General features: G+C 62.9%; 11 protein-coding genes. 9 read left to right on the top strand and 2 right to left on the bottom strand.

Features of this window, described 5'->3' with window-relative positions; translation table 11 throughout:
• Together ABW137_RS09785 and ABW137_RS09780 are read right to left on the bottom strand one after the other, a co-directional pair.
• A partial coding sequence (locus ABW137_RS09785; protein WP_526399315.1) for a GlsB/YeaQ/YmgE family stress response membrane protein occupies positions 1–247 on the bottom strand: 247 nt, incomplete at its 3' end.
• Positions 248–453: 206 nt separating this feature from the next.
• The gene (locus ABW137_RS09780) at positions 454–1,368 is read right to left on the bottom strand and encodes a LysR family transcriptional regulator (RefSeq protein WP_526399313.1); all 915 of its coding nucleotides are present in this window, start codon (positions 1,366–1,368) and stop codon (positions 454–456) included.
• Between the two features lie 388 nt (positions 1,369–1,756).
• Here ABW137_RS09780 and ABW137_RS09775 point away from each other — a divergent pair, with 388 nt between their 5' ends.
• From ABW137_RS09775 to ABW137_RS09735, 9 genes are read left to right on the top strand one after another with little or no spacing between them, the layout of a single operon-like run.
• Positions 1,757–2,653 carry an HpcH/HpaI aldolase/citrate lyase family protein gene (locus ABW137_RS09775; RefSeq protein WP_526399311.1) on the top strand — a complete coding sequence of 299 codons (897 nt, stop codon included), beginning with the start codon at positions 1,757–1,759 and terminating at the stop codon, positions 2,651–2,653.
• A gap of 39 nt (positions 2,654–2,692) precedes the next feature.
• Entirely contained in the window at positions 2,693–3,868 is a 1,176-nt protein-coding gene (locus tag ABW137_RS09770; protein ID WP_526399309.1) for a CaiB/BaiF CoA transferase family protein, read from the top strand.
• Positions 3,865–4,596 (top strand): nitroreductase, encoded by a 732-nt coding sequence (locus tag ABW137_RS09765; protein ID WP_526399307.1) that lies wholly within the window; start codon positions 3,865–3,867, stop codon positions 4,594–4,596. Before ABW137_RS09770 ends, ABW137_RS09765 begins: the two co-directional genes overlap by 4 nt.
• On the top strand, positions 4,593–5,753 hold the full coding sequence (locus ABW137_RS09760; RefSeq protein WP_526399305.1) for an LLM class flavin-dependent oxidoreductase: 1,161 nt from the start codon (positions 4,593–4,595) through the stop codon (positions 5,751–5,753). Before ABW137_RS09765 ends, ABW137_RS09760 begins: the two co-directional genes overlap by 4 nt.
• A 55-nt stretch (positions 5,754–5,808) precedes the next feature.
• On the top strand, positions 5,809–7,170 hold the full coding sequence (locus ABW137_RS09755) for an MFS transporter (protein WP_526399303.1): 1,362 nt from the start codon (positions 5,809–5,811) through the stop codon (positions 7,168–7,170).
• Between the two features lie 2 nt (positions 7,171–7,172).
• The gene (locus tag ABW137_RS09750; RefSeq protein ID WP_526399301.1) at positions 7,173–8,285 is read left to right on the top strand and encodes an amidohydrolase family protein; all 1,113 of its coding nucleotides are present in this window, start codon (positions 7,173–7,175) and stop codon (positions 8,283–8,285) included.
• A complete protein-coding gene (locus ABW137_RS09745) occupies positions 8,282–9,184 on the top strand; it encodes an acetaldehyde dehydrogenase (acetylating) (protein WP_526399299.1) in 903 nt (300 codons plus the stop codon). Before ABW137_RS09750 ends, ABW137_RS09745 begins: the two co-directional genes overlap by 4 nt.
• Positions 9,181–10,212 (top strand): 4-hydroxy-2-oxovalerate aldolase, encoded by a 1,032-nt coding sequence (dmpG, locus tag ABW137_RS09740; RefSeq protein WP_526399297.1) that lies wholly within the window; start codon positions 9,181–9,183, stop codon positions 10,210–10,212. The genes ABW137_RS09745 and dmpG overlap by 4 nt, the downstream gene beginning before the upstream one ends.
• The gene (locus ABW137_RS09735) at positions 10,209–10,709 is read left to right on the top strand and encodes a flavin reductase family protein (RefSeq protein WP_526399295.1); all 501 of its coding nucleotides are present in this window, start codon (positions 10,209–10,211) and stop codon (positions 10,707–10,709) included. The genes dmpG and ABW137_RS09735 overlap by 4 nt, the downstream gene beginning before the upstream one ends.
• The last annotated feature ends 279 nt before the right edge of the window (positions 10,710–10,988 follow it).

The raw sequence follows: 10,988 nt of genomic DNA, 5'->3' as shown, positions 1-10,988 counted from the left end.
TGCCGAGGTAGGCGGCGATCAGCACGACTGCGAAGATGACGCCGACCAGGAACGGAATGATCTCGAAGCCGCCATTCTGGTTCGAGTAGCCCAGCTTGTAGGACACCCAGGTGCCCAGAAACGAGCCGATTGCCCCGAGCACGATCGTGACTATCATCCCGATGTTCTGTTTGCCGGGCATGACGAGCCGCGCCAGCACGCCGACGATCAAACCGACGACGATTGCGCCAACGATTGTTCCGATCACTTCTTGCTCCCTTGCGTCGTGTTTCTCATCGACTCGGAGATACCCCGCTGGGCCGAACCAAACCCTTTCGGCGCGCCCCGTCCCGATCGGCCAGGTTGAGCTCGAAGTCGCTGCTCCTCGTCACCACGGACCCAGAACGCTCTGGCGGAGAGTTCACACCCAGGGCGTGCCACACCAGCAGCGTGGGATCCGGCCGCGGCGAACCTTCAATCCCTGAAGCTTGCCCGCAGGTGGTCGCCGAAATCCCTGACCAACGCTGCTCTGGCCGGCTTGCGCGGGATGACGAGCGAGTACACCCGCTGCAGGGCGAACCCATCGAGTTTCATAGGTGACGCGCCGGGTCCGGTCCGCAGGTCGGCGGTGGTTCTCGTCATCATGGCGACGCCCATGCCCGCCTCGAACATTCCCAGGACTGTGCTCATGCTGTGGACAAGGTGAGCTCTCGGCGGGCGCAGCTGCGACGCGTTCATGGCGCTGACGACCGAGTCGAGCAACGGAGCGTACAGATCCATTAATAACAATTCCTGATCAACTAGCGCTTCGACCGGGATCGTTTCTCGGCCAGCCAAGGAGTGGTCGGGCGGTGCGACGAGAACGACGTCGTCCCGCCAGATCGTTTCGACCATGAAGCGGTCGTCTGCGGGCTCGGTGAGAAACGCCACGTGGGCCTTGCCGTTCTGGAGCGCGTCCAGTATCTCGGGATAGTTCAGGTCGAGGATGTGAACGTGCCGGCCCGGATGGTGATCGGTGTAGGCGCGAACCAAGCGCGGCAACAGGATTGATGCCGTCAGAGGCGTCGACGCGACCACGATCGCAGACTGCTCTTCAGCGGCGGCGTCGACGACCTCTCGCAGGATCCCGTCAAGAAGGTTCATGGCAGGCACGCCTCGTTCCAACACGACGCGGCCGGCCGCGGTGACGGCGACCGTGCGGGTAGTCCTTACGAGTAGCTGTGTCTTGAGAGTGGCTTCGAGGCGCCGAACCCGGTTTGTCACGGAAGGTTGAGATACGTGCAGCCGCAGTGCTGCTGCGCTGAAAGTGCCCAACTCGGCCACGGCGACGAACGCCTCCAGGTCGGTGACGGTGACCCGGCGCAACGTGTCACGCGGCGCAGTGTCCACTGGTCGCCCCTCTATATATAGGCCCTGGTTATAGATTTATCACGATACGGCCATTGCCAAGAGTTCACCAGCGTCACATGCTGGATTCAGTCCTCGACAGCCGGACAGATAGCGAAAGCCTCGCCGTTCCGACGAATCACTCGCAGGGCACTCGCGCCGCAAGCGCACCCGACAACGTCCTGCCCTCGCGATCCAGGGTCAAAGACGCGTCACCATTTCGGAGCGATCGACCGAAGGATGGAGAACTCAACGTGCGAATCATCGACAGCCAACCCCGGTGTGAACGGCCGAAGGCGTACGACGAGTGTTCCACCGTGCCGGCGATCTGCGGCACGGCCGGCCACCTTGCCGACGTCGATGCCGCCGCGACCCCGCGAATCGACCATTGATGCTGTCTTCGGTTGCGCCGCTGTTCATTCCAGGACACATGGCCAGGTTACGAGACAAGGCTCCCGGGTTCGATACGGCAATCATCGTCGATATCGAGGACTCGGTACCCGCCCCGGACAAGGAGGCCGCCCGGGTTGGCGCGGTCGATTTGATCGCACGGCTACCCGGCGTATGCACCGTGCGCATCAATCCGCTGGCCGTCACCCGGGGATTCGGTAGCGCGGTGGGCCTCGAAGATCTGGCGGCTGTGATGGCCCCGGGTCTGGCAGGCGTGATTGCGCCCAAGGTCGACAGCCTCGAGGCATTGATCGAAGTCGACAACGCCGTTCGTGGTGCCGAAGTGGCTGCGGGCGTGGCCCAGGGGTCGATCCCGCTCGGTGTCGTGATCGAGACTGCCTCGGGCATCGTGAACTTGGTGTCGATAGCGGACGCACGGTTGGACCGATCCGTACGACTGTCGTTCGGGTCGGGCGACTTCACCACCGATATGGGGATCGACTGGACTCGCGACGAGACCGAGTCCATGATTGCCCGCTCGATGATCCCGATCGCTTCTCGGGCATGCGGTCTTGGCCGCCCGTGGGACTCGGTCTGGACCGATGTGACGGACATGGCCGGATTGCGCGCCAGTGCTCTTCGGGGCAAGCGCTTGGGTTACGGGAGCAAACCCGCCATCCACCCGAGCCAGATCGCCATCATCCAGGACGTCTACCGCCCCACCGACAGCGAAATAGCCTGGGCCCGAAAAGTTGTGGAGGCATCCGCCGAGCACTCTGCCGCTGGTCGGGGCGCGTTCCTTCTCGATGGCCGGATGATCGACGACCCGATCGTTGCCCGTGCCCGCGACGTGCTCGCCACGGCAGGAACTGACCAGCCCGCACTCCACTCACTCTGACCTCTCGGAATCGCTTGAATGTCCTCCAAAGGAGTTCTCTTGACTACCGCCCTCGAAGGCATGAACGTCCTCGACTTGACCAGCTACCTGGCCGGTCCCTACGGCGGAGCGCTGCTCGGCGACGCCGGCGCAACCGTCACCAAGGTGGAAGCGCCCGCGGGCGACATGATGCGCCAGTACCCCTCGACGCTTGCCGGCGAGAACCGCGCATTCCTCGGCGCGAACAGGAACAAGCGGTCCATTCGCCTCGACTTGAAGAATGCCGAGGGACGCAGGGCGTTCCACCGCATGGTCCGCAAGGCCGACGTCGTCATTCACAATTTTCGGCCCGGTGTCCCCGAGTCCCTGGGCATCGACTACGAGACCTTGCGCGCCGTGCGACCCGACCTCGTCTACTGCTCCCTGACCGGCTATGGCGAACGCTCAGATGGCCCCATGCGCAACCATCCCGGTTACGACCAGATGCTGCAGTGCTTTGCGGGAATGGCTGCCGCGCAGGGCGAGGCATCTGGTACGCCCGTCATTCTGCGTGGTTCCATCGTGGATTTCTTCGCCTCGACGCTGGTGGCCTTCGGAGTCACCTCGGCCATCGTGCATCGTCTACGCACGGGAGAAGGTCAGCACGTCGAAATCTCGCTGCTGCGCTCGACGATTGCCCTTCAGGTGGGCCGGTTCATCGCCGCCGACAACGAACCCGTGGACGCCCCAAGGGAACCCGACTCCACGCGCGTCGCCAACGCACTCCCGACCAAGGGTGGGTACCTCTATTTCCAGGCCAGCACCCCGAAGTTCTGGTCTGCGTTCTGCGAGATCATCGGCCTACCCGAACTTGCCGACGACCCCCGATACGACACCATCGTCAAACGTTTCGAGGACTCGGATGTGTTGATGCCGCAGATCCGGGACGCGCTACTGGATCGCACCGCCCTGGAATGGGAGACAGCGATGCAGGGCAGAGTGCCCGTCGTTGCAGTGCGCTCGGTGTCGGAGATGTTCGAGCACCCCCAGGTGCTGGCCGAAGGCCTGGTTACCGAACTCGACCATCCCGTCGTCGGAAAGTACAAGACGATGACGACGGCTGTGAAGATGGGCAGCGGTGAGGTCAACGTAACGCGAGCTCCTCTGCTGGGTGAACACACCGACGATGTGCTGCGGCACTTCGGGTTCGACGACACCGAGGTAGCGCAGCTCCACGCCGAGAGGGCAGTGTCGTGACCCGACCCGCCGACGAGCAAGCGGACATGACGGTGGTGGATGAAGCGATAGTCTCCCGGACCAGCATCAGAGGATTCTTGCCGCACCCGGTCCCGCGGCATCTCATCGAGCACTTGCTACAGGTTGCCGCCCGAGCGCCGAGCGGTAGCAACATTCAACCGTGGCGGATACACGTCGTCGACGGCGCGGCGCTGCGCGCATTGACCCGGGACCTATTGGCCAGCCACAACGCGTTTCGGCCGCAGACTGCCGAATACGACTACTATCCGACCGAGTGGCGTTCACCCTGGATCGAACGTCGCCGAGCAGCTGGCTGGGGGCTGTACCAACTTGCGGGGGTCGAACGCGGTGACCGCGAAGCCTCGCACCGCCAGCGTGCCCGAAACTTCACCTTCTACGGTGCGCCGGCGGGCCTGATCTGCACCATCGACCGCGACCTTGGTCGCGGAAGTCTGCTCGACACGGGAATGTTCCTGCAGAACCTCATGATTGCCGCTCGCGGTCACGGACTGCATACCTGCCCGCAGGTGTCCGCCGTCTCATATCCCGACGTCGTGCGCGACCACCTCGTGATCGAAGACAGTCAAATGCTGCTCTGCGGCATGGCTCTTGGCTGGGCAGACCCAGATGAGCCAACCAACAAGCTTCGAACCGAACGCGAGGTACTCAGCACGTTCGTCACGTTTCACAGCCAGCCCGCCCGACCCACTATCAGGAGTACGCCATGACCGCCATGACCGACCAAACAAGTCCTGCAACGACTACGACCAACCCCATCTTTGGACCAAACAAGCTCAAGTTGGGCATCTTTGGTCTCAACGGCAAGGGGACCGCCAATACCCTAGTGCCCGAGGTCCACACGCCGAGCTGGGACAGAGTTGAACGGGCTGCCGCGCAAGCAGACTCCGCAGGACTCGAGGCCATCGTCGCCTACGCCAGGTGGAAGGGGCATCAGGTCGGCAATCTCGAACACCCCTCGGGAGTCATTCTCGACCCCTACACCTGGGCTGCGGCAATCTGCCAGGCCACCAGCCACTCCGCCGTGTTCGCCACCTCCCACGCACCGACGGTGCATCCGCTACTGGCCGCGAAGATGAGCGCGACCATCGACATCATCTCCGCGGGTCGATTCGGTCTCAACGTTGTCGCCGGGTGGAATCGCCCTGAACTCGAGATGTTCGGCGCCCCCCTCAAGGAACACGACGAGCGCTACCAGCACCTGAACGAATGGCTCGAGATCGTCACGCGACTGTGGACCGAGAACGACGAGTTCGATTACACCGGAGAGTTCTTCACGATTCTCAAGGGCGGTTCCCGTCCGCGCCCAACGCAACGACCCCGCCCGCCCATCATGGCCGCCGGGAGTTCACCCGTCGGACGCGATTTCGCCCTGCGTAATGCCGACATGTGTTTCGTCGGTTTGATGTCCAACGATCCCGAGGACTGGCGCAAGCAGGTTGAGTCCTACAAGGACGCCGCCCGCAGCCAATACGGCCGGGAGGTACAGGTATGGATCATGTCGAGCATCATCCAGCGTGACACCAACGCCGAGGCCGAGGCGTACCTGAAGCGAGTAGCCGTCGACAACGCCGATCACGAATCCATTCAAGCGTGGATCACCGAACGATCGATCAACGCGCATACCATGCCGCAAGCCAGCCGAGAGGCAATGATGCTTCGAGTCGCTGCGGCTGCGGGAGGAACGCTCCTCGTCGGCGACGCCGACAAGATCACCGACGAACTGGCGGTTCTCGCCGACGTGGGAGTCGATGGCCTGCTAATGGGTTATGTCGATTTCGAGGACGGATTGTCCCGACTGACGAATGCGATTCTGCCGCGGCTCGAAGACCGCGGTCTGCGCCAGCCCTTCAGGCGCAATCGATGACGAAGCCATCCGCTCTGGGCGAGCGTCCGCACGATCCCGAATTCGTTGGGCCGACATGAGCAAACCCATCGGGTTCGATAGCGGGCCGCAGGCAAGTGAACGCGTGATGCGGCGTCGCGCCCAACTGTCCGCATATCTGGGCTCGCTTCTCGAGTACTACGACTTCTATCTCTACGGTTATGCCGCGGCCCTCGTTCTCGGTGGACTCTTCTTCCCCACGACGGACCCGTCGGTCGGTGTCTTGTCATCCTTTGCGAGTCTCGCGGTTGGATTTCTGGCGCGACCAATCGGCGCATTGATCTTCGGACACTTCGGAGATCGATTGGGTAGGCGTCAGGTTCTGGTGGTGACCCTGCTAATCATGGGATTGGCCTCCGTTGCGATTGGCCTTCTGCCAACCTACGAGTCGATCGGCCTGTGGGCACCTGCAATGCTCATCGCCCTGCGCATTTCACAGGGGGTCTCTGCGGGCGGTGAATTCGCCGGGGCGTTACTGGTAGCGGTGGAACACGCCAGTGAACACCGCAGAGCACTCTTCAGCAGCGTGACGCAGTTGGGACTCTACAGCGGCATTCTTCTAGCCAACGTGGTTCTCTTGCTGGTCTCGTTGTTGCCCGACGACGCCTTCATGGCGTGGGGGTGGCGGGTTCCCTTCCTATCATCGATCGTGCTGGTGGCCGTCACCCTCTGGATTCGTCTCAAGGTCTCGGAGACACCATCGTTCGAGCACGCGCGTAGGACCGGACAGCTCGCGTCCAACCCTCTGCTCGACCTCTTCCGAGAGCAGCGTCGCAAGGTCGGTCTGGTCGTCATGGTGATGATCGGGGTGACGGCAGGAGCTGCATTCTGCATTTCATTTCTCCCTGCGTACGCGGTGGCTTCAGGGTTCAGCAAGACCCAAGCCCTCGTCATGCCACTGATCGGAACCGTGCTGGGGATGATCGTCGTTCCGCTCGCTGCCCATGTGTCCGACCTTGTTGGCCGCAGGCGCGTCGCGTTGGTCGGATGTGTGTTTCTGGCGTTCGGCGCCTGGGCCGCGTTGGAAGGGGCGAACACCGGCAACTGGCCGGTGACCCTGACGTTGAGCCTGATCCCGATGGTCGCTCACAGCGTCGCCTACGCGCCGACCGTCGCCTGGATTGGTGAGCTGTTTCCCACCAGAAGTCGCTACAGCGGTGTCTCCGTTGGTTTTCAGTTCGCTGCGACCTTCGGTGCAGGACTCTTTCCGCTGATCGCGAGCGCGCTGCTCATCTCAACCGGCGGAGTTCCGAATTACATGCTTCCCCTGGCGTACTTTGCACTGCTGTTGGTCGTCTCCATCGCAGGCATGCTCATCGCCAGAGAGACTTCGGCAGCAACTTTCGCCGAACTAGATGCCAATGGGGAAGCGAAGCACAAAACAGAGAGGTCGTCCTAGGTATGGCATCAGCATTGTTCTCCAACGCGACCGGTCGGCCCACCGAGTTTGGCCGGATCCATCCACCCGACAACGACTGGCTCGCCGCTGCACCAACCGAGGATGTCCTCTTCCCGGAACAGGACATCGTCGACCCGCATCACCATCTATGGGACCATCCCGGCTTCCGTTACCTCCTCGATGACTTCCTCGACGATTCTGGCAGCGGACATCGGATCACCTCAACGGTATTCGCCGAATGTCTGTCCATGTACCGGCGCGGGGGTCCCGCGTCATTGCGTCCCGTCGGCGAGACCGAGTTCGTGGCGGGCGTCAATGCGATGTGCGCGAGCGGCCGTTACGGTGAAACGCAAGTCGGCGCGGGCATCGTCGGCTTCGCTGACTTGCGTCTCGGTGCTGGGGTCGAAGAGGTTCTGCAGGCCCACCTGGCCGCAAGCGATGGTCGATTCAAGGGGATTCGCTTCGCCACTAGTTGGGATGCCGACGAAGCCATCGAAAGCAGCCATACCGGAAGCGCGCCACATCTCTTGAACGATCCCACCGTTGTCGCTGGCGCTCGCACCCTCGCCAGGATGGGGTTGAGTCTGGATGTCTGGGTGTTCTTCCCACAGCTGGGCGACGTCGCATCGCTGGTCGACGAACTGCCAGAGGACGCCACGATCGTGCTCGACCATTGTGGTGGCCCACTCGGTTACGGACGTTACTCGCGTGACAAGGCAGAGCATTTCGCGCAATGGGAACGCGGAGTTCGAGCGGTTGCCCGCCGCCCGAATGTCGCGTGCAAAATTGGCGCACTGGTAGCTCGGCTCGCCGAGTTCGACTATCGAGTCGCGCCACGACCTGCTTCGTCGACTCAACTGGCCGACCTATGGCGACCCTGGATAGAGACGTGCATCGAGGCGTTTGGACCGCAGCGATGCATGTTCGAGAGCAACTATCCGGTGGACAAAGTGGGGGTGCCCTATCGAACCCTCTGGAACACCTTCAAACGCGTCACCGAGGGCGCGTCGTCAAATGAACGCGGGGAGCTCTTCGCGGGCACCGCGCGCCGGATATATCGGCTAGACCCCGGCACTGGTGCGGAACTAGCCACCGATCATGGAGATGAACAATGACTGACAAGGTCACCTCCGCCATCGTCGGACCGGGCAACATCGGTACCGATCTGCTGGTCAAGCTGCAGCGCAGCGAAGTGATGGACCTCCGCTACGTGGTGGGGGTCGTCGAATCCGAAGGCCTCGCGCGCGCCAAGGCGGCAGGAGTGGAAACATCGGCAGCGGGGATCGACTGGCTCCTGGAACGTTCCCCCCGCCCCGAGATCGTCTTCGAGGCGACATCGGCCAACGCGCACAAAGCGAACGCGCCTCGATACGCCGCCGCAGGTATACAGGCCGTTGACCTCACGCCAGCGCATCTGGGGCCGATGGTGTGTCCGGTGGTGAATCTGCACGATCACATCGACGCACCGAACGTCTCGATGATCACCTGCGGCGGCCAGGCTACGGTCCCGATCGTCCATGCGGTCTCACGCACCGCCGCGGTCTCCTATGCCGAGATCATCGCTTCGGTGGCGTCTCGCTCCGCAGGACCAGGAACGCGGGCGAACATCGACGAGTTCACCAGGGTGACCGGCAGTGCACTGGTCGAGGTGGGAGGCGCCGCAACCGGAAAGGCAATGACGGTCATCAATCCCGTGGAGCCGCCAATGCTCATGCGCGACACAGTGTTCTGCCTGATCGACGCAGATGCCGACCGAGCGGCCATCGCGGCTTCCGTCCACGCCGTCGTCGCCGAGGTCCAACAGTACGTACCGGGGTACCGGCTGCGTGCTGATCCCCAATTCGACGACCCCATCGAGGAATGGGACCACCACGCCCGCGTGGGCATCTTTCTCGAGGTCGCGGGCCGCGGGGACTACCTGCCGACCTATGCCGGAAATTTGGACATCATCACTGCCGCGGCCGCACGGGTAGGCGAGTTGATGGCACTAGCCAAGCTGGGGGTGAAGGCATGACGCAGTCCACCGTCGCCCACGACGTACGCATCATCGACACCACCCTCCGTGACGGTTCACACGCCATGCGACACCGGTTCTCCGTGGACCAGGTGCGTACCACCGCCCGGGCGCTCGACCGCGCCGGTGTCGAGTGGATCGAGGTGACGCACGGCGACGGTCTCGGGGGATCGTCACTTTCATTCGGACGCAACGCCGTCGACGAACTCGTCCTCATATCCGCGGCCGTCGAGGCGACCACGCAGTCGCGTATCGCGGTGCTGTTGGTCCCTGGAATCGGCACCGTCGAGGACCTCAAGAAGGCCCACGACGCGGGCGCGCAGATGGTGCGAGTGGCGACTCATTGCGCGGAGGCAGATGTCGCCATCGAACACTTTGCCGCCGCACGCGCGCTCGGCATGCAGACCGCAGGGTTCTTGATGATGGCGCACAAGGTGAACCCGGAAGGACTGGCGAAACAAGCTCGGATCATGGTCGACGCGGGGTGCCAGTGTCCGTATGTCACGGATTCCGCAGGCGCATTGCTGATCGACGACGCCCGGGATCGTTTCGATGCCCTCGTCGCCGAGGTCGGCGACGACGCGTTGGTCGGCTATCACGGGCACCAGAACATGGGTCTCGGTGTCGCGAATTCCGTTGTCGGCTACGAGCGGGGAGTGCGCTCCATCGACGGCTCCCTGTGTGGCCTTGGTGCGGGCGCGGGCAACACGCCGACCGAAGTAATCGCCACCGTGTTCGACAGAATGGGAGTCACTACCGGCATCGGGGTCCAGGAGATCCTCGCCGCCGCCGAGGACGTCGTTCGCCCCTACCTCCCGTATTGGCCGAAGATGGATCGCAACGCCATCGTCCAAGGGTGGCTCGGCGTGTATTCCTCCTTTCAACTGCACGTCGAGCACGCCGCGCAAAGGTACGACGTGCAGGCAGAGGAAATCCTCCGGATATGTGCGCAACGCGGGTACATCGGGGGTCAGGAGGACATGATCATCGACGTAGCCTTGGAGATTTCAGGAGCAGCAACTTCATGACCACGGCTAAGACGACACTGGATCCAGCCCGATTTCGGCACGTCATGGGTCATCTTCCCACTGGTGTCGCGGTGATCTCGGCGCAAGATCGCGCCGGCAACCCCGTGGGGATGGCGGTGGGCACCTTCCTCTCGATCTCCTTGGATCCACCGCTGGTCGGTTTCTTTCCGGCGGACACCTCGACTAGCTTCCCGCGGATCGAAGATGCCGGCCGGTTCTGTGTGAACATTCTCGCGCAGGATCAGAGGTCGGTGTGCCACGCGTTTGCTGCGCAGGGTGGCAACAAATTCGCCTCCGTTTCTTGGCATCTCAGTCCCACAGGTCTTCCTTGGCTTGACGACGCGGTGGCGTGGATCGAATGTGAGATCAGCTCGGTGACACAGGCAGGTGACCACAAGTTCGTGCAAGCCAGGCCCCACGCACTCACCGTTGACCCGAACAGGGCCCCGATGGTCTTCTGGGCGGGTACCTACCATTCACTTGATCCTGCCCACTAGGTCGACTCGGGCCCCACCGTTGAAACGCGGTACCGGAAGCGTCGTCGGGCGCTAGGTCAGGCACGACCTAGAGGATGCGCCGTCCTAGAGGATGCGCCGTCATTCAGTGACCGAATCACGTTACTGGACAACGGCTCCGCCCAGCGGTCGGTCATTCGGGCTCGCCGTACTCGTCGAACCAGTAGGCGAGCTTGCCCCGCCTGCTCACCGCGCGGAGCCGGCGTTCGGCGGCGGCGCGGGTCTTGGAGGTGGTGACGATCAGCAGTTCGTCGCCGGCTT

Origin of the sequence: Mycobacterium sp., from assembly GCF_040509115.1 — a bacterium.
Classification (GTDB): domain Bacteria; phylum Actinomycetota; class Actinomycetes; order Mycobacteriales; family Mycobacteriaceae; genus Mycobacterium.
The sequence above is the reverse complement of the archived record's forward strand: the minus strand, read 5'-3'. Positions and strand labels throughout refer to the sequence as shown.

Coding starts and splice junctions, on each gene's coding strand:
- ABW137_RS09775 (WP_526399311.1), top strand. CDS start 1,757: ATGCTGTCTTCGGTTGCGCCGCTGTTCATTCCAGGACACATGGCCAGG.
- ABW137_RS09760 (WP_526399305.1), top strand. CDS start 4,593: ATGACCGCCATGACCGACCAAACAAGTCCTGCAACGACTACGACCAAC.
- ABW137_RS09755 (WP_526399303.1), top strand. CDS start 5,809: ATGAGCAAACCCATCGGGTTCGATAGCGGGCCGCAGGCAAGTGAACGC.
- ABW137_RS09750 (WP_526399301.1), top strand. CDS start 7,173: ATGGCATCAGCATTGTTCTCCAACGCGACCGGTCGGCCCACCGAGTTT.
- ABW137_RS09745 (WP_526399299.1), top strand. CDS start 8,282: ATGACTGACAAGGTCACCTCCGCCATCGTCGGACCGGGCAACATCGGT.
- dmpG (WP_526399297.1), top strand. CDS start 9,181: ATGACGCAGTCCACCGTCGCCCACGACGTACGCATCATCGACACCACC.
- ABW137_RS09735 (WP_526399295.1), top strand. CDS start 10,209: ATGACCACGGCTAAGACGACACTGGATCCAGCCCGATTTCGGCACGTC.